This is a genomic window from Nocardia flavorosea NBRC 108225 (genome assembly GCF_001613385.1).
In the GTDB taxonomy this organism is placed as follows: Bacteria; Actinomycetota; Actinomycetes; order Mycobacteriales; family Mycobacteriaceae; genus Nocardia; species Nocardia flavorosea.
The window spans coordinates 117,403-135,398 of record NZ_BDCG01000015.1; the positions used below are offsets into that span (position 1 = coordinate 117,403).

Here is a 17,996-nt window from a genome sequence, read left to right on the forward strand (position 1 = left end):
CCGGCAGCTGTGGGCACCGTCGGGGACCGCTTCCGGCGCTCGGTGGGGTGGTCGGAGCGCTGCCGTGCGCCCGGCCGGGGTTTATTTCGGCGGGTAGGCCGGGGGCAGGAGACCGCCGACTCCACCGGGTCCGACGCCGCGGCGGGCGCCGGAGTCAGCCCCGGTTGTCGGCCGGTCCTGCTCGGGTCGGTCCCGCCTGTCAGGGGGTTCGGCCCGGGATCACTTGTGGCTGTCGGCCGGTACCGCGGGAGCGAAGGGGTAATCGGCCCACCGGTTGCGGTTGGTCCAGCCGACGAGGTCGTAGCGCCAGCGGAACGGCCAGGTGTGGGCGACGGTGTTGAACAGCACCGCCCCCAGGACGGCGTAATCGTCGTGCGCCGACAGCAGCGCCCGCTGCCCGCGCGGGGAAGCGGAGAAGAACGAATCGAACATGGCAATGGATTGTTCGGCGGTCAACCGGCCCAGCCCCCAGAGTCCGCGCATCCGCATCCAATAGGTGAGGCGTGCCTGCCACGGCCACAGCGCGGCGATCGGATCCGCACCGCGCCCGATCGCATCGACCGCGGTATCGGCCAGCGCGAACGAATCGGCCACGCTGTAGCCGGTGCACGGATGCATCATCCCGCCGCGGGAACCGAACGGCACCACCCGCCCGACCCCCTTGGCCGGCGGCGGCGTGTCCAGCGGATAGTGTGCCGCCTCGCTCGGTTCTTCCCCGGTCAGTTGGATACCGTGCGCGGCGAGCCGGTTCAGGGTGCGTTTACGCAGTTCGTGCTGCGGCATCCCGCCACGCAGCCCGAGGCTGGTCTCCTCGAAGATCACCGTGCCGTCGCCGAGCGGCACCGAGTACAGGAACGACGGCGGCTCGTCGGGGCCCGCGCCGTTCTCCGGCCGCCAGTCCAGCAGCAGCCCCTCGCCCTCGCGGACCATCGGCTCAGCGGTTTCGGCGGCGACGAAGATCCCGTGCGCGCTGGCCGTACGGCGATCACCCGGGCCCGGCATACCGCGGGAATCGATCACCACCCCCGCGCGGATCACCGTGCCGTCGGCGAGTTCGACCTCGTGCGCATCCACCCGGGCCGCGCGCTGCGCGAACACCCGGGCGTCGTCGAGCGGTAGCGCATCCCGCAGCAGCGGTTTCGACAACACGCAGTAGGGGCGTTCGATCCGGAGCTCGGTAGTGGTCCAGACGACCGGCGCCGGAATCCGGCTCGCGATCACGCTGTGCGGCAGCCATTCCGGCAGTTCGTCGATCCAGCAGGAGAACGTCGGCGGCCACAGCCGGTCGGGCCGCGGATCCACGGCCGCCACCCGCAGTCCGGCCACGGTGGCGCGGTGCGCGAGAGCCCGGCCGGACGGGCCCAGCCCGACGACACAGAGATCGAACTTATCGGTACTGGCTGCCATACAACGCATTCAACGGGGTTCACCGGAGGAGAGCAACAGGCGGTCGTTTGCGATGGTTGTGAGCTGGATCGCGGGGGTAGTGGGTGGCTCTGCTCGCGAAAGTGCTGTGTCTTTTGCGTCACCTCCGGCGGCGTGGGTTTCGGCCCCTTCGGTCCCCGCTGTCCGCACTCGACACTCGCCGCATCGCATCGAGCAGGACAGCAGGGACGGGCCGAAACCTTGTGGAGCCTCGATGAACTCGGCGCCGGCGCTGGTCAGGTGGGGATCGGAGTGAGCCCCGTGCCGGTGCCGGTGCCGGGTGCGGGGATGGGTGGGCATCCTCTTGGGGGCTGCCGGACTCGCGCTCGGTTGCGGGCCGGGCTGGGAGTCAGTTCTTGGGGGTCACCCAGGTGGTGATGTCGGCGTGCACGACCTCGCGCCCGGTCTTGTCGTAGATCGATACGGGGACGGTCAGGTCGCGGCCCTCGGTGAGGGTGGCGAAGTCGGGGAGCTCCGTGAGTTCGGCCACCGCGCGGAGACCGGTGGTGGCCTTGGTCAAGTACTGGACCTGCATCGCCTTGGGAATCCAGCGGTGTGTGGTGGGAACCGTCGCCTCGCTCAGCATGCCCATGGCGATCTCCGCCAGGTTGCAGGCGGCGATGGCGTGGAAGGTGCCGAGGTGGTTGTGGACACCGAACCATTTCGGGGCCTTCACCTCGCACAGGCCGGGTTCGAGCCGGACCACCCGGGGCAGGACTGTGGCGAAATAAGGGACGCGGGCCACCATCGACAAGGAGAACAGGCCGTGGCCGACGGGGTTGTCCGGCAGTTTGCGCCAGCCGCGGTAGGTACCGGTGAGGTTCGTCATGCGGCTATCTTACTCAGCGGTAAGATAGCGGTTCGGCGGTATGGTTGCCGCAGTGCGCGACCTCGGTCGACCCCGATTTGAAACGCCTCGGGGGCCTCGTGCATACTGTTCGGGTTGCCTTGCCCCGGGTCGCCGTCGTTTCCCTGAAATGGCACGGCTGGGCGGGGTGAGTAAAACCAGCGAGTACCTCGCCGTATGCGGCGCGGGTACGTCCGGGACGAAGTTCCGCAGGCCACGATCGAAGTTTTCTTCCGGGGCCGAGGAATGAGCGAGAAGGCGACACGCCCGACCGCGTGGACCGGAGAACCATGACAGATGAACAGCGGCACGGACCGGGTTATCCCTGGTCGTGGTCTCCACTGAGACGTCATCGTGTGTTCGGGCTGTGCAAATGAAGGTGGTACGGACGCCCTAGCCGGTATCCGGATCACGGACGAAAGCGGAGAAAAGGACACTTAGCGTGGCGGGACAGAAGATCCGCATCAGGCTCAAGGCCTATGACCACGAGGCGATCGATGCGTCTGCACGCAAGATCGTCGAAACGGTGACCCGCACCGGGGCCCGGGTCGTCGGGCCGGTGCCGTTGCCGACCGAAAAGAACGTGTACTGCGTCATCCGTTCGCCGCACAAGTACAAGGACTCGCGCGAGCACTTCGAGATGCGTACGCACAAGCGGCTGATCGACATCCTCGACCCGACGCCGAAGACGGTCGATGCCCTCATGCGCATCGACCTGCCGGCCAGCGTCGACGTCAATATCCAGTGACGGGGACTCTCGATATGACTGACAACAAGAGCAGGCCCGCGGCCGGCATCCTGGGCACCAAACTGGGCATGACCCAGGTGTTCGACGACAAGAACCGGGTCGTCCCGGTCACCGTCGTCAAGGCCGGACCGAATGTGGTCACCCAGATCCGTACCGTCGAGCGCGACGGCTACAGCGCCGTGCAGGTCGCCTTCGGCGCCATCGACCCCCGCAAGGTGAACAAGCCGGAATCCGGCCAGTTCGCCAAGGCCGGTGTCACCCCGCGCCGGCATGTCGCGGAGATCCGTGTCGCCGACGTCGCCTCCTTCGAGGTCGGCCAGGAGATCTCGGCCGATGCCTTCGAAGAGGGCACCTACGTCGACGTCACCGGTACCAGCAAGGGCAAGGGCTTCGCCGGCACCATGAAGCGCCACGGCTTCAGCGGCCAGGGCGCCTCGCACGGTGCACAGGCCGTGCACCGTCGCCCGGGTTCCATCGGTGGCTGCGCCACCCCCGGCCGCGTGTTCAAGGGCATGCGCATGTCGGGTCGCATGGGTAACGACCGCGTCACCACGCAGAACCTGTCGGTTCACAAGGTGGACGCCGAGAACGGCCTGCTGCTGATCAAGGGAGCGATCCCGGGTCGCAAGGGCGGCGTCGTGATCGTCAAGAGCGCCGTGAAGGGTGGTGCGCACGCATGACCAGCCTCGAGAAGAAGGCCAACCTGACGCTGCCGGTCAAGGAACTCGGTGGCAAAACCAACGGCACCGTCGATCTCCCCGCCGAGATCTTCGATGTGACCGCGAATATCGCGCTGATGCACCAGGTGGTCGTGGCCCAGCAGGCCGCTGCCCGCCAGGGCACGCATTCCACCAAGACCCGCGGCGAGGTTCGCGGCGGTGGAAAGAAGCCGTACCGGCAGAAGGGCACCGGCCGCGCCCGCCAGGGATCGACGCGCGCCCCGCAGTTCGCCGGCGGTGGCACCGTGCACGGCCCCAAGCCGCGCGACTACAGCCAGCGCACCCCCAAGAAAATGATCCAGGCCGCCCTGCGTGGGGCGCTGTCGGATCGGGCGCGCAGCGAGCGGATCCACGTGATCAGCGAGCTCGTCGCAGGCCAGGACCCCTCCACCAAGACCGCGAAGACCTTCTTGTCCGAGCTTTCGGACCGTAGGAAGTTCCTCCTGGTCGTCGGCCGTGAGGACGTCACCGCCTGGAAGAGTGCCCGCAACCTGGAATACGTGCACACCATCGCACCGGACCAGCTGAACACCTACGACGTGCTGGACAGCGACGAAGTCGTGTTCTCCGTCGAGGCGCTCAACGCCTTCGTGCACGGCCCGGCTGAGGCTGCACAGGAGGAGAGCAAGTGAGCGAGCGCAGCGAGCGAACCATCGAACACAGCAGCCGCAGTGCTCACGCGGCTGCCGAGCGAAGCGAGGTAGCCGCGTGAGCACCATCGCCGATCCGCGCGACATCCTGCTGGCGCCGGTCATCTCGGAGAAGTCCTACGGCCTGATCGAGGAAGGCACCTACACCTTCCTGGTTCACCCGGACTCCAACAAGACCCAGATCAAGATCGCGGTCGAGAAGGTCTTCGGGGTGAAGGTCACCAGCGTCAACACCGCCAACCGTCAGGGCAAGCGCAAGCGGACCCGCTTCGGTTACGGCAAGCGCAAGGACACCAAGCGCGCGCTCGTGACCATCTCGGCCGACAGCAAGCCCATCGAGATCTTCGGAGGCCCGGTCGCGTAGGCGCCTGGGAATCCAGAAAGCAGAGAAGAACTCATGGCAATCCGTAAGTACAAGCCGACTACCCCGGGACGCCGCGGGTCGTCCGTCTCGGACTTCGCCGAGATCACCCGGTCGACCCCCGAGAAGTCACTGGTTCGCCCGCTGACCAAGAGCGGTGGCCGTAACGGCCACGGCCGGATCACCACCCGGCATCGCGGTGGCGGTCACAAGCGCGCCTACCGGCTGATCGACTTCCGCCGGCACGACAAGGACGGTATACCGGCCAAGGTCGCTCATATCGAGTACGACCCCAACCGCACCGCCAATATCGCGCTGCTGCACTACCTCGACGGCGAGAAGCGTTACATCATCGCCCCCCGGGGCGTGGTGCAGGGCACCAAGATCGAGTCCGGTCCGACCGCGGATATCAAGCCCGGCAACAACCTGCCGCTGCGCAATATCCCCACCGGTACCACCATCCACGCGGTGGAACTGCGTCCCGGCGGCGGTGCCAAGATGGCCCGCTCGGCCGGTGCCAGCATCCAGTTGCTGGGTAAGGAAGGCCCCTACGCCACGCTGCGTATGCCCTCCGGTGAAATCCGCCGCGTCGACGTGCGCTGCCGCGCCACCGTCGGCGAGGTCGGCAATGCCGAACAGTCGAACATCAACTGGGGCAAGGCCGGCCGTATGCGCTGGAAGGGACGCCGTCCCACGGTCCGTGGTGTCGTCATGAACCCGGTCGACCACCCGCACGGCGGTGGTGAAGGCAAGACCTCCGGTGGTCGCCACCCGGTCTCGCCGTGGGGTCAGCCGGAAGGCCGCACCCGTAAGCCGAACCGTCCGAGCGACAAGCTCATCGTCCGTCGCCGTCGCACCGGCAAGAAGCGCTAAGGAGGAGGTAAGAAATGCCACGCAGCCTCAAGAAGGGCCCGTTCGTCGACGACCACCTCCAGGCGAAGGTGGACGTGCAGAACGACAAGGGCACCAAACAGGTCATCAAGACCTGGTCGCGTCGTTCGACCATCACCCCCGATTTCATCGGCCACACCTTCGCCGTCCACGACGGCCGCAAGCACGTGCCGGTGTTCGTCTCGGAGAACATGGTCGGGCACAAGCTCGGTGAGTTCGCGCCGACGAGGACGTTCCGTAGCCACGTGAAAGAAGATCGGAAGAGCAAGCGGCGATGAGCACAGAAACGCAGAATCCGACTGCGCGCGCGACCGCCAAGCACGTGCGCGTGACCCCGATGAAGGCTCGCCGGGTCGTGGACCTGGTCCGCGGCAAGCGCGTCTCCGATGCGCTCGACCTGCTCCGGTTCGCCCCGCAGGCCGCCAGCACCCCGGTCGCCAAGGTCGTGGCCAGCGCCGCGGCGAACGCCGAGAACAACCTCGGCCTGAACCCGGACACCCTGGTCATTTCGACGGCCTACGTCGACGAGGGCGCGACCATGAAGCGGTTCCAGCCGCGCGCCCAGGGCCGGGCCTTCCGGATCCGCAAGCGCACCAGCCACATCACCATCGAGGTCGAGAGCGTCCCCACCGCCGGTGGCACTCGTGGCCGCCGGAAGGGAGGGGCAAAGTAAATGGGACAGAAGATCAACCCCCACGGCTTCCGCCTCGGTATCACCACCGACTGGAAGTCCCGTTGGTACGCCGATAAGCAGTACGCGGACTACGTCAAGGAAGACGTCGCCATCCGCAAACTGCTGAGCACCGGCATGGAGCGGGCCGGCATCTCCAAGGTGGAGATCGAGCGCACCCGCGACCGGGTCCGCGTCGATATCCACACCGCGCGTCCCGGCATCGTCATCGGCCGCCGTGGCGCCGAAGCCGACCGGATCCGCGCCGCGCTGGAGAAGCTCACCAAGAAGCAGGTCCAGCTGAACATCCTCGAGGTCAAGAACCCCGAATCGGATGCCCAGCTGGTTGCTCAGGGTGTCGCCGAACAGCTGTCGAACCGTGTGGCGTTCCGTCGCGCGATGCGTAAGGCCATCCAATCGGCCATGCGCTCGCCGAACGTCAAGGGCATCCGCGTGCAGTGCTCGGGCCGCCTCGGTGGCGCCGAAATGTCGCGCTCGGAGTTCTACCGCGAAGGCCGCGTCCCGCTGCACACCCTGCGTGCCGATATCGATTACGGCCTGTACGAGGCCAAGACCACCTTCGGTCGTATCGGTGTCAAGGTCTGGATCTACAAGGGCGATATCGTCGGCGGCAAGCGTGAGCTGCCCGCCCCCAGCGCCCCGGCCGGCGATCGCCCGCGCCGGGAGCGGCCGAGCCGCCCGCGTCGTTCCGGTTCTTCCGGCACCACTGCGACCAGCACCGAGGCCGGGCGCGCCGCTACCGCGGTGGCCGAGCCCCCGGCAGAAAAGCAGGAGGGCTGACCCATGCTGATGCCCCGCAAGGTCAAGTTCCGTAAGCAGCATCATCCGAGCCGCAGCGGTCTTTCGAAGGGCGGCACCTCGGTGGCGTTCGGCGATTTCGGCATCCAGGCTCTGGAACCGGCGTACGTGACCAACCGGCAGATCGAGTCGGCACGTATCGCGATGACCCGCCACATCAAGCGTGGCGGCAAGATCTGGATCAACATCTACCCGGATCGCCCGCTGACCAAGAAGCCCGCCGAAACCCGTATGGGTTCCGGTAAGGGTTCTCCGGAGTGGTGGGTCGCGAACGTCAAGCCCGGTCGCGTGATGTTCGAGATGAGTTACCCCAACGAGGAGATCGCTCGTGAGGCCCTGCGCCGCGCGATGCACAAGCTCCCCATGAAGTGCAGGATCGTGACGAGGGAGGAGCAGTTCTGATGGCTACCGGTACTCCGGCCGCAGAGCTCCGCGAGCTGACCGAGGACGAGCTCGTTCAGCGCCTGCGTGACTCGAAGGAAGAGCTGTTCAACCTGCGCTTCCAGATGGCGACGGGTCAGTTGACCAACAATCGCCGGCTGCGTGTGGTGCGTCACGAGATCGCGCGTATCTACACGGTCATGCGTGAGCGCGAGCTCGGTTTGGCCACCGGACCCGCTGACAAGGGAGATGCGGCATGAGCGAGAAAGAGCAGGAGCGCGGCCGCCGCAAGGTTCGGGTCGGTTACGTTGTCTCCGACAAGATGAACAAGACGATCGTCGTGGAGCTGGAAGACCGTAACCGGCATGCTCTCTACGGCAAGATCATCCGCACCACCTCCAAGGTGAAGGCGCACGACGAGAACGAGGTCGCCGGTGTCGGCGACCGCGTGCAGCTGATGGAGACCCGGCCCACGTCGGCCACCAAGCGGTGGCGGCTGGTCGAGGTCCTGGAGAAGGCCAAGTAAGGTCTTCTTCCGGCTGTCGAGTCGATAAGCGTGAGGCCCGCTTCCCCTTCCGGGAGGCGGGCCTTCGTCGTGCTCGGTGTTCGATTGATTCGGTCTCAGCGTTCAGCGGCCGTCGGGGTGCGTCACCGGAACGACGGTAACCAGGCCGTCGAGCGCGAGGAAGTCTTTGGGGTTCACCGTGTAGAGCGGGATGCGGTGGGCCGAGGCGATCGCGGCGATCATGAGGTCGATCCGGCGCGGCCTCGGATTGCGCCCTGCTTGTAGGACAGAGGCCACCAGGTGTCCGTATCGGCGGCCTGCTGTGGTGTCGAAGGGGAGCGGATCGAAGTGCGCCTCGGCATTTTGGAGTCTTTCGATGCGTTCGGCACGTTCGATCGGGTTATCGGTGTAGTGCGGTGCCGCGGCGAGTTCGGCCATGGTGATCGTGCTGACCGAAATCTCGTCGGGAAGTTCCTCGGGGATCAAGCGACCGATCAGAATGAGGACATTCGTGTCGACGAGACCCCGGCGCGGCGTCGTCATTCGCCTGATTCCTCACTGAACTCACCACGTCGATAGGCACGGTCGTACGGGTCGTAGAGCGAATCGTCGACGTACCGATCCAGATCAGCGGAGTAGCTCTGCGGCGACGACAGGTTACCGAAGGCGGACAGGATCTCTGCCCTGGGCACTGAGACCCGGCGCTCGGCGTGACGGTGTGGCACCAGGTCGGCGACCGGGGAACCGTCGACTGTGACCGTGTAGGACCGGCCCGCCTTGACCTCCCGGAGGACCCGGCTCACCTCATTGCGTAGTTCGCGCTGTGGTATCTCGGAGAACTCGGCTGCCGATGTCATATATCGAGATTAGCTCTAGCCGCTACGGAGTTGCTACGTAAATGCTACGCGGCCTCGGCTGCGGCGGTGTGCCGCGACGTCATCATTGCCATGGGGCGGTTGGAGCAGCGGGTGAACCTCCTGCCGAGTTCGATCGTGCATTGCTCACTCCCGATGTTACGGCGGCAAGCCGGAATCCTGGAACGCTCGCGTCGTGCCGACCGCTGTGTGATCCGATAGCCGGGTGGCGACCATCGACGAAGCGGTGAGTTCCGCACGAGCGCGGCTGGCGGCCGGTGCGCTGTTCGTCCGGGGAAACGACATACTCCTGGTGCACAAGATCTACGGGAACGGCTGGGATATTCCCGGGGGTTATGTGGAGCCGGGCGAGACGCCGAGTGCCGCGTGTCGCCGTGAGGTCCGGGAGGAACTCGGGTTCGACCGGACGCCCGGGAGGCTGCTGGTGCACGATTGGGCACCGAGTTCCGGCGAAGGCGACAAGATCCTCTATGTGTTCGACGGTGGCGAACTCGGCGCGGCCGCGGAGTCGATCGTTCTTCAGGAAGCCGAGCTGGACCGGTGGGAATGGGTCGATATCGGCGTAGTCGATGATTTCGTGGTGCCGAGGTTGGTTCGCCGGCTCCGCCGAGCACACGCCGCCAGGTCGAGTGGGACGCCGGTCTATCTGGAACATGGTGAGCCGGTGTGGGTTTCGGGCGGTGTACCCCGGACGTGAGGTGGGGTCGCGGTGGGTGAAGCGAAGGCGGTCGACCTACTTCCGGACGATATCGGCGACGACGGAGGAGCGGGAAGGCTGCACGGGCATCGGCTGTCCAGCACAGGGCGGTCGTGCGTGAGATGGTCGTCGCCGTGGCGGTCGAGGAATGTGAAATGTGGTATAGGGGAGGGCGGTTGATCGGGCGGGAACTGGTGGCGCTACGGTGTACGGGCTATGAGGGACGCTGCGACAACGATTTCGGGGGCCTGGCGGAGCGAGGACGGAACGGCGGTCGCCTTCCGTGATGCCGCAGTGGCCTGGGCTATGGCCGCTCATGAGGTGCTGGCGGAGACCGCGACGGAGTACGGGTACTTCGTCACGGTGCAGGAGCTGGCCGAGCGGGTACAGGAGATGTCGGGGGTGCGCACCGACGCACCGACCCGCACCTGGATGGACGCGATTCTGCGAAAGGTGGCCCGGCGCTGCCACAACGCGGGGGAGCCGCCACTGACGGCGCTGTGCGTGAAGCGGAATCTGAAGGTGAGCGACAGCTACAAATATGTGCTGGAGCTGGCCGCGCTGCCGGTGCCGGCGGATATCGAAACCCACGCCGCGTATGCCCGCTGGGCCTGCTATGCCGCGCACGGTGCCGATGTTCCCGCCGACGGCGGCACCCCGCCGCTGATTGCGCGGGGCGGATCGGCCAAGCGCTCCAGCGGGTCCGTCGTAACCCGGCCGGCGCCGCCGAAAACCGAATCGCGGACGGTCGTGTGCAAGAGCTGTTTCATCCAGCTGCCCGCCACCGGGATCTGCGAACACTGCTGACAGCCTCGACCGGTCCAGCGCCGGCGAGCACGGTCTTCGGTTTCGAACGCGGCCCACGATGGGCTTTGTCGCCCGCCTGTGCGGACGGTGCCTAGCCGAGTGCCCCGCCTCGCCCGCCTGTCCCGGCCGAGTGACTGTGCCGAAAGCGCTCTCGTCGTCCTCGATAGTTCTGCTGCGGCGGGCTGCTACGGTCGCGGATTCCGGTACGGCTGGTCGGACATGCGGGCGTGGTTGAGAACGCACGCACCCGGCGGCGGACCGGTTCCGGGTATCCGGTGCCGTGGATCCGGCCCGACCTGATCAACGCGTTCGACACCAGGTAGGAACCGATGCTGCGGGCCGGGGGCTCGAGCGTTGCGTCAGGCCAAGGTTGTGTGCCAGAGGAATGCGGCGGTGAGTGCGCCCGCGCCGTTGACGGCCCAGTGCAGGGCGATGGGTGCCAGTAGGCTGCCGCTGCGGTGGCGGAGCCAGGTGAATACCACCGCCGCGGCCGCGGTGGCGGCGACGGCGAGCATGATTCCGGTGATCTGGCCGAGCAGGCCGCCGCCGAGTACTCCGGACAGGCCGCGGTTGCCGGTGGTGAGGCCGAAGGACGAGGCGATATGCCAGAGGCCGAAGAGGAGTGACCCGGCGGCGAAGACACCACGAGCGCCCCACAGCCGGTCGAGTGTGCCGTGCAATACCCCGCGGAAGGCGAGTTCTTCTGGGATCACGGTTTGCAGGGGAATGACGATCATCGAGGCAATCAGGGCGCCGGAGATCGTGGCGTAACGGTCGGCGAGGAAGAACGGCCTGGTCCAGGGAAGGGCGGCGCCGATCGCTACCGCGGCCAGCACCACCCCGACAGCGGCGAGGGCGTACTTGGTTCCGGTACGCCAATGCCGCGGCGACAGGCCCAGCTCCGACCAGTGCAGACCCCGGCGGCGCATCAGCGCCAGCAGCACCAGAGCGGCGACCGGGACGCTGACGATATTGGCCCACGCCGTAGTGAAGTGGGCGATCAGGTTGGTGCAGACGAGTACGACCACCACGACCGCGACATCGATGTAGGCGTGGATTTTATGCCGCGGAGCAGCCGTTTTCTCGGGAACCGGGTGGAGCATTCGGCCCAGTGTACGGATCGGCCGCAACGACTCACAGGGACCTGCCGGGCGACCGTCTTCACTCGGCGGGACCCCGGCTGCTCGACTACCATATGCGGCGCGGCAAGGCTGCGAGTTCTGGCTTGCCGGCGGTACAACCAGCTGTTTCCCGGGGAAAGTGGGTTGTGATGTCGACCGGCGATACGGACGCCGAGCGGCGATCCGGCCGTGCCCGGTGGCGCGCGGTGGGGTGGCTGCTCGCGGTGATCGTGCTGGTGGCGGTGGCGCCGGTACTGGCCGGTGACCGGATGCGGATTCCGTTTTACAGCCAGGAACTGGATTGGGCGTTGTGTAATACGCCTTCGGTCGATTCTCCCGGTGTCGAATGCGCGGACGTGGTGGTCCCGCTCGACTACTCCGACCCCGACGGCCGCACCCTGACCGTGGTGATCTCCCGGGTGCCGGCCACCGACCCGGATCGGCGGCGCGGAATCCTGATGTCGAACCCGGGCGGCCCGGGGGCGGCGGGGTTGGACAGCCCGGCGCTGCTGGGGGATGTGCTGAGCCCCGATGTGCTCGCACAGTACGACTTGATCGGCATGGACCCGCGCGGTATCGGTGCCTCCGATCCCGCGCCGCCCTGTGGCTGGCCGGTCTCGGAAGCCGTTCGGTCGGCCGGGCCGACCCCGGCGGGTTTCGACGAAGAGGTGCTGTTCGCCGGTGAGCTGGCCGCCGCCTGCCTGGACGGCGATATCCAGAAGCTGCGCCATCTCACGACCCGTAATACGGCGCGGGATATGGATCTGGTTCGCGCCGTGCTGGGCGAGGAGAAGATCAATTACTTCGGGTTGTCCTACGGGACGTATCTGGGCGCGGTGTTCACCGAGATGTTCCCGCACCGCAGCGACCGGATCGTGCTCGACAGCGCCATCGATCCGGACCGCTACTGGACCGGACTCGTCCAGGATTGGGGCCCGGCCGACGAGATCGCCTTCGACGACTGGGCCCGCTGGGTCGCTGCCCGCCACACGACCTACCGTCTGGGCGCAACCGCGCCGGAGGTCCGCGCAACGGTGGACGGGCTGTATCAGCAGACCGCGCGGGAGCCGATCGTGGTCGACGGCTACCCGATCGACGACCATATCTTCCCCTTCATCCTGCACAACCTGCTGCGCAGCTATCAGGTGAACGAAACACTGGCCGCGACGGTGCGCGATATCGCCGCCGCCACCGCGGGGGATACGCGGAGTTCCGCCGAATCCGGGCTCGCGGACCTGCTCGAGGCACTGTTCACCGGCGAGAACTCGGAACTGATGTTCGTCGCCTGCGGTGACGCCGATGCCCCGGACGACCCGCAGTGGTACCGGCGCAATATCGAAGCCACCCGCGCCACCCAGCCACTCTTCGGGGCGCTGGCGAACAATATTCAGCCGTGCGCGTCCTGGCCGCCTCCGGTCGAACCGGCGACCGTGGTGCGCAACGAGGTGCCGGTGCTGATCGCGCAGGCGACCGGTGACCCGCGGACGCCCTACGGCGAAGCGGTTCAGCTGCACCGGCATCTCAGCGGGTCACGGCTGGTGACGCTGCGCGATGTCCGCATCCACCTCACCTTCCGGCCCGGGCTCAGCAGTTGCGTGAACAACGCGATCAACGGCTATCTCGGCACCGGGCAACTCCCCGCCACGGATATCGTCTGCACCCCGAATCAGCCGGCGCGATGACCGGAGACCGGCTCACCGGCCCACCCGTCGGGGTCGGTCCAGGCCTGTAGGGATCGCGTGGTTTCGAATCGCCGGGGCTCGCCGGTGCGTGGATCGGTGAATTCCAGGGTTGCCGCCAGCAGCTGGAGAGGGCGGCGGTAGTCGTCGAGCTGTTTATCGGTGATCACCGGGTAGAAATCGTCGCCGAGGATGGGGATACCCAGCGAATTCATATGCAGGCGCAGCTGATGGGTGCGTCCGGTCGCCGGGTGCAGCCGGTAGCGGCCGAGCTCACCGCGCTGTTCGACGAGTTCGATGCGGGTGCGTGCGTTCGGCGGGCCCGGCACCTCCTGTGCCGCGAGGATGTGTTTCTCCTTGATGATCCGGCTCACCAGCTCGACCGGGAAATCCAGTTCGGGCCGTAATCCGGCCACGGCCTCGTATTCCTTGCGGACGTGTTGCCGCTGGAACATCGTCTGATAGGCGCCGCGGGATGCCGGGTCGATCACGAACAGCACCAGCCCGGCGGTCGCGCGGTCGAGCCGGTGCGCGGGTATCAGATCGGGCAGATCGAGTTCGCGGCGCAGCTTGACCAATGCGGTCTGCAGGATATGGCTGCCGCGCGGGATGGTGGCCAGGAAGTGGGGTTTATCGGCGACCAGGATGGTGTCGTCGCGGTAGACGATCGGAATATCGAACGGGACCGGGTGTTCGGCGGGGAGGTCGCGATGGAACCAGACCGCGCCGCCGGGGACAAAGGGGGAGTCGGGGCCCAGCGGGCCGTTCAGGTCGACGATATCGCCGGCCCGCAGCATCTCGTCGATCCGCGCCGGTTCCACGCGGGGCAGTCGGTGGATCAGATGGTCGCGCAGGCTCGGCCAGTCACCGTCCTCGGGAAGCCGTAGCCGGGCCGGGTCGAGCCCGTACCGCTTCGGCAGCGGGGGTTGCTGCCTTCGTCGCATCGTCGCAGCATAGTTGGTGCGAGCTGGGCGGTCGCTGCGCGGACCGGCCGGTTACTTCCAGTAGCCCTGGGCTTTGATCCGGTTTTTCGGCAGTGTGACGCGCAGGGTTTTCACTACTGCGCGGGTGCTGGCGGTATCGCAGGCCACCCAGGCGAACGCATCCTGGGCGACCGTGAGCCCTTCGGCTGCCTCGCGGATAAGGCGCCCATCGTCGATGCGCTGGAGCCAGGTCACCGTATGGTGCGGTTTGTTGCGTACGGGCAGGGTGGGGTCCGATTCGTGCTGCCATTCCAGCCACACCTGTGCCGGGGTGTCGCCGATCGCTTCGAGCAGGGTGTTCACGGCGGGTAGTGAGGCGGTGTCACCGAAGGCCACGTATTCGCCAGGGGGGACGGCCGGTAGTTCGAAGTTCGAGCCCAGTACGGAGGTTTCGATGATCGCACCGACCTGCGCCCGCTCCGCCCATGCGCCGGCCGGGCCGTTGTGGACGGCGAATTCGATGTAGAAATGGTCGTTCCCGGGGTCTTGGTCGATCGGGGTACCCGCGGTGGTGCAGTTTGTCGGTTGCCCGGCTCCGCCGGCCCGGCTGCTTCCGTGTACCTCGTGGATCCTGTTCGCGTGACGCGAGTGGGGATGTTAGCTTAGCCTAAGCGAATCGTGATGTGAAAATGCGAGATGTCGATATGGAGAATCCCACTCTCGCAATGTAAGGTAAGCCTAAGCGCAATATGGTGTCAGGGTTCGGTGGTGACCGTGCCGAGCAGTGAAGCGGGAGCGGTGGTGAGCGATCCAGTGGTGATCGGTACCCGAGCGCTGCCCGCGCCAGGAGGTGACTGATGACCGTCGTCGACGATATCCGGGGGATCGATTCGCTCGTTGTCGCGAGCCCGACAGCCGGTGAACGGGAACGCATCCTCGGTGAATGGGCCACCGGTGTCGAACCGTACGACCTGTCTCCGCTGGTCACCGTGATCCGGCACGGTCATATGGTGCCCGGTACGCGCGTCGCGGCCCGCTGCGGCGGCGATGTGGTGACCTACGGCGAGCTGTTCGGCCGGCGCGACGGGATCGAGGGGGTGCGTGGTTCGTCCGCGCTGCCCACGCCTACCGGATTCGCCGCGCTGCTCGCCGAATTCGTCACCGCCTCCCGGGTCGGTGTGGGCCGTTTCGGTTGCTCCGGCCTGCTGCTCGGCGCCGATGCGCTCGCCGTGGCCGTCGCCGACCGTCGCGGTGTCGCCGCCGACCGCCGGCTGCGCCGGGTGGATCCCGCGATGCGGCCCGCCGATGTCCGGTTGCTGGCGCTGCCGTGGGGTGATCCACAGAACACTGCCGATCTCTTGGCGGCCTGGTCTTCGGGTGCGACCGTCGTGGTACCGACGGAGGCACAGCGCCGTGACCCGGCCGCGCTGGCCGCGCTGATCGAGAGCCACGCGGTATCGCAGATCGTCGCCGAGGCCGAACTGCCGATCCGTCTTGCCGAACGTGGGCTGGACCGGTTGCCGACCGTCGCGCGCTGGGATCTGGTCGGCACCACGGGCGGTTGCGCACTGCCGGAAGCGGTGCGCCGGTTGTCGCCGGATGCGGTGGCAACCATCGCCTATCACGCCGCGGCCTACTTGGGTGCGGTTGCGCGCGGGCCGCTGGCGGCGACCGCGTGGACCCGTCCGGTCCCCGGCGCGAAAGTACTGCTGCTGGACGAAGGCCGGTTGGTCCCGCCGGGTGTCGTCGGTGATGTCCACGTCGGCGGCCGCGCGCTGGGCGCCGAGTTCGCCGGCGGCCTCGAACGTGAGCGGTTCGTCGGTGATCCCTACGAACCCGGCGCGCGTCTGTTCCGGACGGGTCACCGGGGTTGGTGGACCTCTGAGGGCCGGTTGATCATCGAATCCTGAGTACCGGCTGCGCGAATCGGCTCGAATGCGGTTGTCTGCACCGCGGGGATGATTCTCCACTGGTCGGATGCCGCCGACCATGGAGTGGGGCGGACCGTTCTCGTGTTGCGCTTTCCGGCCTCACTCGGAACCGAAGATGAGCGGCCCGGCGGTGTCTCGCCGTATCGCCGCGACGGTCGAATCATCGCCCCGGACTCCGGGGAAAGGCCTCGGTGTGCTGCCGTACCCCCGGGGTGTGGACATGTCGGGATCGTTTTGTCAAAGGCCTGCGGCTCTCGGGTGCCGTTCGAGCTCCGTCGGAGCCCCGTGATCGCTGCCGGGGCGACCGGGTGTGCTGTATTCGGACCAGTCTCGGCAGCCCGGCCCGGTCTCGGCAGATGGCTCACGGTATGCGGGTGGATGGGGCGGCTGCGGGGGCGGGCCTCGATTTCCGGCTGCCGGCGCAGGTATTCGCGCTGTTCGCAGGCTGTTCGGCGGTGCTGATGGCCTATTTTCCGATCGGACCGGAGGTTTCGCGAACCAACCTCATGTAAGGTAAGCCTATGCGAACTCGGGTGGTTCGGGCTGTCCTGCGCGACAGGCGCCACCGTGTACAACGAGGCGCGACGCCATCGGGCTGTCGGGAAAGTGGGAGAACCAGTGGACAGACTTCTGGTGGTCGGTGCGGGGCCCAAGGCCATGGCGGTTGCCGCCAAGGCGTATGTGCTGCGCGAACTGGGTCTGCCCGCGCCGCAGGTCACTGTGGTGGAACCCAATGCGGTAGGCGGGAATTGGCTGGCGGCCGGCGGGTGGACCGACGGCCGGCACCGGCTGGGGACCAGCCCGGAAAAAGATATCGGCTTCCCATATCACTCGACCTGGGCGCGCGGCCACAATCATGCCGTCAACCAGGCCATGATGGCCTTCGGCTGGACGGCCTTCCTGGTCGATCGCGGCACCTACGCGGAATGGGTGGACCGCGGGCGGCCGAGTCCGGAACACAACTTGTGGGCGAAATACCTGCAGTGGGTGGCACGTAAGTCCGGAGTGGAAGTGGTGCGCGGCCGGGTGCGCACCATACGTGCCGAGGAGGCCGGCTGGCGGGTCACCGTGGAAGGGGCGGACGGAGAAACGGCCGAGATCGACGCGCAGCGGTTGATGGTCACCGGTCCGGGCGACAGCAGGCGAGCGCTGGCCGAGCATCCGAAGCTGTTGAGCATCGCCGACTTCTGGGATCTGGCCGGCCGGCGGAAACTACCGCCGTCCTCCCGGGCCGCGGTGATCGGTGGGGGCGAGACGGCGGGCTCGGCCATGGACGAGCTGGTTCGCCATGATGTGCTGACGGTGTCGGTGATCTCGCCCGCGGCCACCATCTACACGCGCGGTGAAAGCTATTTCGAGAACTCGCTGTTCAGCGATCCTGCCAAATGGCGGGCGCTGAGCGTCGCCGAACGCCGGGATGTGGTGCGGCGGACCGATCGGGGTGTGTTCTCGGTGCGGGTGCAGGAGACGCTGCTCGCGGATAACCGGGTTCATCATCTGCAAGGACGGGTGGTCCGGGTGGCGGATCAGGGGGGCGGGGTGGCGCTGACCCTGCGTAACGAATCCCGGCCCGACCAGACGCACGCCTTCGATCTGGTGGTCGACGCGATCGGCGGTCAGCCGCTGTGGTTCCTGGACCTGTTCGACGACGAGGTCGCGGATCTGTTCGAACTGGCGGTGGGTGGCCCCGTCACGCAGGCCCGGATCGAGGCGGTGATGGGGTTCGATCTGGCGGTCGAGGGCTTGCCCGCGAAGTTGTACCTGCCGAATATGGCCGGTCTCGCGCAGGGGCCGGGTTTCCCGAATCTCAGTTGCCTGGGCGAACTTTCCGACCGGATCTTGGCGAGTGCACCGGCACCCGCGGGCGCGGCGGTGCGTTCGGAGCTGCTGGAACACGTCCCAGCGCACTGACGGACCAGCCCTAGGCTAGGCTTGCCTTACTTTTGT

Annotated in this window: 24 protein-coding genes; 17 read left to right on the top strand and 7 right to left on the bottom strand. The window is 67.0% G+C overall.

Features of this window, described 5'->3' with window-relative positions:
- Nucleotides 1–219: 219 nt before the first annotated feature.
- Together NFL01S_RS18800 and NFL01S_RS18805 are read right to left on the bottom strand one after the other, a co-directional pair.
- Nucleotides 220–1,407 (bottom strand): lycopene cyclase family protein, encoded by a 1,188-nt coding sequence (locus NFL01S_RS18800; RefSeq protein WP_062977094.1) that lies wholly within the window; start codon nt 1,405–1,407, stop codon nt 220–222.
- 367 nt (nt 1,408–1,774) lie between these two features.
- A complete protein-coding gene (locus tag NFL01S_RS18805; RefSeq protein ID WP_062977096.1) occupies nt 1,775–2,254 on the bottom strand; it encodes a hotdog fold domain-containing protein in 480 nt (159 codons plus the stop codon).
- A gap of 460 nt (nt 2,255–2,714) precedes the next feature.
- Between NFL01S_RS18805 and rpsJ the strand changes: the two genes are divergently transcribed.
- The 11 genes from rpsJ (at nt 2,715) to rpsQ (ending at nt 8,037) form a co-directional block, all read left to right on the top strand.
- Nucleotides 2,715–3,020 carry a 30S ribosomal protein S10 gene (gene rpsJ, locus NFL01S_RS18810; protein WP_003938093.1) on the top strand — a complete coding sequence of 102 codons (306 nt, stop codon included), beginning with the start codon at nt 2,715–2,717 and terminating at the stop codon, nt 3,018–3,020.
- Between the two features lie 14 nt (nt 3,021–3,034).
- The gene (rplC, locus tag NFL01S_RS18815) at nt 3,035–3,700 is read left to right on the top strand and encodes a 50S ribosomal protein L3 (protein WP_062977536.1); all 666 of its coding nucleotides are present in this window, start codon (nt 3,035–3,037) and stop codon (nt 3,698–3,700) included.
- Nucleotides 3,697–4,371, top strand: a complete 675-nt coding sequence (gene rplD, locus NFL01S_RS18820) for a 50S ribosomal protein L4 (protein WP_062977098.1) — start codon at nt 3,697–3,699, stop codon at nt 4,369–4,371. Before rplC ends, rplD begins: the two co-directional genes overlap by 4 nt.
- Before the next feature lie 76 nt (nt 4,372–4,447).
- Nucleotides 4,448–4,753: a 50S ribosomal protein L23 gene (gene rplW / locus NFL01S_RS18825; RefSeq protein WP_019045018.1), complete on the top strand. Its 306-nt coding sequence runs from the start codon at nt 4,448–4,450 to the stop codon at nt 4,751–4,753.
- A 33-nt stretch (nt 4,754–4,786) separates the two neighbouring features.
- Complete coding sequence (gene rplB, locus NFL01S_RS18830) at nt 4,787–5,623, top strand: 50S ribosomal protein L2 (protein ID WP_062977100.1); 837 nt, start codon at nt 4,787–4,789, stop codon at nt 5,621–5,623.
- A gap of 14 nt (nt 5,624–5,637) precedes the next feature.
- Nucleotides 5,638–5,919 carry a 30S ribosomal protein S19 gene (gene rpsS / locus NFL01S_RS18835; RefSeq protein WP_030522695.1) on the top strand — a complete coding sequence of 94 codons (282 nt, stop codon included), beginning with the start codon at nt 5,638–5,640 and terminating at the stop codon, nt 5,917–5,919.
- Nucleotides 5,916–6,314 (top strand): 50S ribosomal protein L22, encoded by a 399-nt coding sequence (gene rplV / locus NFL01S_RS18840; protein ID WP_033244237.1) that lies wholly within the window; start codon nt 5,916–5,918, stop codon nt 6,312–6,314. Before rpsS ends, rplV begins: the two co-directional genes overlap by 4 nt.
- A complete protein-coding gene (gene rpsC, locus NFL01S_RS18845; protein ID WP_033244238.1) occupies nt 6,315–7,112 on the top strand; it encodes a 30S ribosomal protein S3 in 798 nt (265 codons plus the stop codon).
- Nucleotides 7,113–7,115: 3 nt separating this feature from the next.
- Complete coding sequence (gene rplP, locus NFL01S_RS18850; protein WP_033244239.1) at nt 7,116–7,532, top strand: 50S ribosomal protein L16; 417 nt, start codon at nt 7,116–7,118, stop codon at nt 7,530–7,532.
- Entirely contained in the window at nt 7,532–7,771 is a 240-nt protein-coding gene (rpmC, locus tag NFL01S_RS18855) for a 50S ribosomal protein L29 (RefSeq protein ID WP_033244240.1), read from the top strand. Before rplP ends, rpmC begins: the two co-directional genes overlap by 1 nt.
- Complete coding sequence (gene rpsQ, locus NFL01S_RS18860) at nt 7,768–8,037, top strand: 30S ribosomal protein S17 (protein ID WP_039822436.1); 270 nt, start codon at nt 7,768–7,770, stop codon at nt 8,035–8,037. The genes rpmC and rpsQ overlap by 4 nt, the downstream gene beginning before the upstream one ends.
- A gap of 102 nt (nt 8,038–8,139) precedes the next feature.
- Here the strand turns inward: rpsQ and NFL01S_RS18865 are convergent, their stop codons facing one another.
- Together NFL01S_RS18865 and NFL01S_RS18870 are read right to left on the bottom strand one after the other, a co-directional pair.
- Nucleotides 8,140–8,559 carry a type II toxin-antitoxin system VapC family toxin gene (locus NFL01S_RS18865; RefSeq protein WP_062977102.1) on the bottom strand — a complete coding sequence of 140 codons (420 nt, stop codon included), beginning with the start codon at nt 8,557–8,559 and terminating at the stop codon, nt 8,140–8,142.
- Entirely contained in the window at nt 8,556–8,873 is a 318-nt protein-coding gene (locus tag NFL01S_RS18870) for a type II toxin-antitoxin system Phd/YefM family antitoxin (RefSeq protein ID WP_062977104.1), read from the bottom strand. Before NFL01S_RS18870 ends, NFL01S_RS18865 begins: the two co-directional genes overlap by 4 nt.
- A gap of 223 nt (nt 8,874–9,096) precedes the next feature.
- Here NFL01S_RS18870 and NFL01S_RS18875 point away from each other — a divergent pair, with 223 nt between their 5' ends.
- On the top strand, nt 9,097–9,588 hold the full coding sequence (locus NFL01S_RS18875) for an NUDIX domain-containing protein (protein ID WP_062977105.1): 492 nt from the start codon (nt 9,097–9,099) through the stop codon (nt 9,586–9,588).
- A gap of 216 nt (nt 9,589–9,804) precedes the next feature.
- On the top strand, nt 9,805–10,395 hold the full coding sequence (locus NFL01S_RS18880) for a hypothetical protein (protein ID WP_245670780.1): 591 nt from the start codon (nt 9,805–9,807) through the stop codon (nt 10,393–10,395).
- A gap of 359 nt (nt 10,396–10,754) precedes the next feature.
- On the opposite strand, the gene NFL01S_RS18885 is transcribed toward NFL01S_RS18880, so the two are convergent.
- Entirely contained in the window at nt 10,755–11,498 is a 744-nt protein-coding gene (locus NFL01S_RS18885) for a CPBP family intramembrane glutamic endopeptidase (RefSeq protein ID WP_062977109.1), read from the bottom strand.
- Nucleotides 11,499–11,665: 167 nt separating this feature from the next.
- On the opposite strand from NFL01S_RS18885, the gene NFL01S_RS18890 reads away from it, so the two are divergent.
- Nucleotides 11,666–13,198, top strand: a complete 1,533-nt coding sequence (locus NFL01S_RS18890) for an alpha/beta fold hydrolase (protein ID WP_062977538.1) — start codon at nt 11,666–11,668, stop codon at nt 13,196–13,198.
- Here the strand turns inward: NFL01S_RS18890 and NFL01S_RS18895 are convergent.
- On the bottom strand, nt 13,183–14,139 hold the full coding sequence (locus tag NFL01S_RS18895) for an RluA family pseudouridine synthase (protein ID WP_062977111.1): 957 nt from the start codon (nt 14,137–14,139) through the stop codon (nt 13,183–13,185). The two genes, NFL01S_RS18890 and NFL01S_RS18895, sit on opposite strands and share 16 nt — an antisense overlap.
- Nucleotides 14,140–14,190: 51 nt before the next feature.
- Nucleotides 14,191–14,514 carry an SIP domain-containing protein gene (locus NFL01S_RS37010; protein ID WP_245670781.1) on the bottom strand — a complete coding sequence of 108 codons (324 nt, stop codon included), beginning with the start codon at nt 14,512–14,514 and terminating at the stop codon, nt 14,191–14,193.
- 461 nt (nt 14,515–14,975) lie between these two features.
- On the opposite strand from NFL01S_RS37010, the gene NFL01S_RS18905 reads away from it, so the two are divergent.
- The 3 genes from NFL01S_RS18905 to NFL01S_RS18910 all read left to right on the top strand — a co-directional run bounded on the left by NFL01S_RS18905 (nt 14,976) and on the right by NFL01S_RS18910 (nt 17,960).
- On the top strand, nt 14,976–16,028 hold the full coding sequence (locus NFL01S_RS18905) for an AMP-binding protein (protein ID WP_062977113.1): 1,053 nt from the start codon (nt 14,976–14,978) through the stop codon (nt 16,026–16,028).
- Between the two features lie 377 nt (nt 16,029–16,405).
- Nucleotides 16,406–16,561 (top strand): hypothetical protein, encoded by a 156-nt coding sequence (locus NFL01S_RS35605; RefSeq protein WP_157116697.1) that lies wholly within the window; start codon nt 16,406–16,408, stop codon nt 16,559–16,561.
- A gap of 106 nt (nt 16,562–16,667) precedes the next feature.
- Nucleotides 16,668–17,960: a SidA/IucD/PvdA family monooxygenase gene (locus NFL01S_RS18910; RefSeq protein ID WP_062977116.1), complete on the top strand. Its 1,293-nt coding sequence runs from the start codon at nt 16,668–16,670 to the stop codon at nt 17,958–17,960.
- The last annotated feature ends 36 nt before the right edge of the window (nt 17,961–17,996 follow it).

What these genes read in the sequence shown, in the direction of transcription:
- NFL01S_RS18895 (WP_062977111.1), bottom strand. Translation starts at nt 14,139, where the DNA reads ATGCGACGAAGGCAGCAACCCCCGCTGCCGAAGCGGTACGGGCTCGAC.
- NFL01S_RS18805 (WP_062977096.1), bottom strand. Translation starts at nt 2,254, where the DNA reads ATGACGAACCTCACCGGTACCTACCGCGGCTGGCGCAAACTGCCGGAC.
- rplC (WP_062977536.1), top strand. Translation starts at nt 3,035, where the DNA reads ATGACTGACAACAAGAGCAGGCCCGCGGCCGGCATCCTGGGCACCAAA.
- NFL01S_RS18800 (WP_062977094.1), bottom strand. Translation starts at nt 1,407, where the DNA reads ATGGCAGCCAGTACCGATAAGTTCGATCTCTGTGTCGTCGGGCTGGGC.
- rplP (WP_033244239.1), top strand. Translation starts at nt 7,116, where the DNA reads ATGCTGATGCCCCGCAAGGTCAAGTTCCGTAAGCAGCATCATCCGAGC.
- NFL01S_RS18885 (WP_062977109.1), bottom strand. Translation starts at nt 11,498, where the DNA reads ATGCTCCACCCGGTTCCCGAGAAAACGGCTGCTCCGCGGCATAAAATC.
- rplB (WP_062977100.1), top strand. Translation starts at nt 4,787, where the DNA reads ATGGCAATCCGTAAGTACAAGCCGACTACCCCGGGACGCCGCGGGTCG.
- rpsS (WP_030522695.1), top strand. Translation starts at nt 5,638, where the DNA reads ATGCCACGCAGCCTCAAGAAGGGCCCGTTCGTCGACGACCACCTCCAG.
- NFL01S_RS18880 (WP_245670780.1), top strand. Translation starts at nt 9,805, where the DNA reads ATGAGGGACGCTGCGACAACGATTTCGGGGGCCTGGCGGAGCGAGGAC.
- NFL01S_RS18905 (WP_062977113.1), top strand. Translation starts at nt 14,976, where the DNA reads ATGACCGTCGTCGACGATATCCGGGGGATCGATTCGCTCGTTGTCGCG.
- NFL01S_RS18870 (WP_062977104.1), bottom strand. Translation starts at nt 8,873, where the DNA reads ATGACATCGGCAGCCGAGTTCTCCGAGATACCACAGCGCGAACTACGC.
- rplD (WP_062977098.1), top strand. Translation starts at nt 3,697, where the DNA reads ATGACCAGCCTCGAGAAGAAGGCCAACCTGACGCTGCCGGTCAAGGAA.
- rpmC (WP_033244240.1), top strand. Translation starts at nt 7,532, where the DNA reads ATGGCTACCGGTACTCCGGCCGCAGAGCTCCGCGAGCTGACCGAGGAC.
- NFL01S_RS18890 (WP_062977538.1), top strand. Translation starts at nt 11,666, where the DNA reads ATGTCGACCGGCGATACGGACGCCGAGCGGCGATCCGGCCGTGCCCGG.
- rpsC (WP_033244238.1), top strand. Translation starts at nt 6,315, where the DNA reads ATGGGACAGAAGATCAACCCCCACGGCTTCCGCCTCGGTATCACCACC.
- NFL01S_RS18865 (WP_062977102.1), bottom strand. Translation starts at nt 8,559, where the DNA reads ATGACGACGCCGCGCCGGGGTCTCGTCGACACGAATGTCCTCATTCTG.
- rpsQ (WP_039822436.1), top strand. Translation starts at nt 7,768, where the DNA reads ATGAGCGAGAAAGAGCAGGAGCGCGGCCGCCGCAAGGTTCGGGTCGGT.
- rplV (WP_033244237.1), top strand. Translation starts at nt 5,916, where the DNA reads ATGAGCACAGAAACGCAGAATCCGACTGCGCGCGCGACCGCCAAGCAC.
- NFL01S_RS35605 (WP_157116697.1), top strand. Translation starts at nt 16,406, where the DNA reads ATGGCTCACGGTATGCGGGTGGATGGGGCGGCTGCGGGGGCGGGCCTC.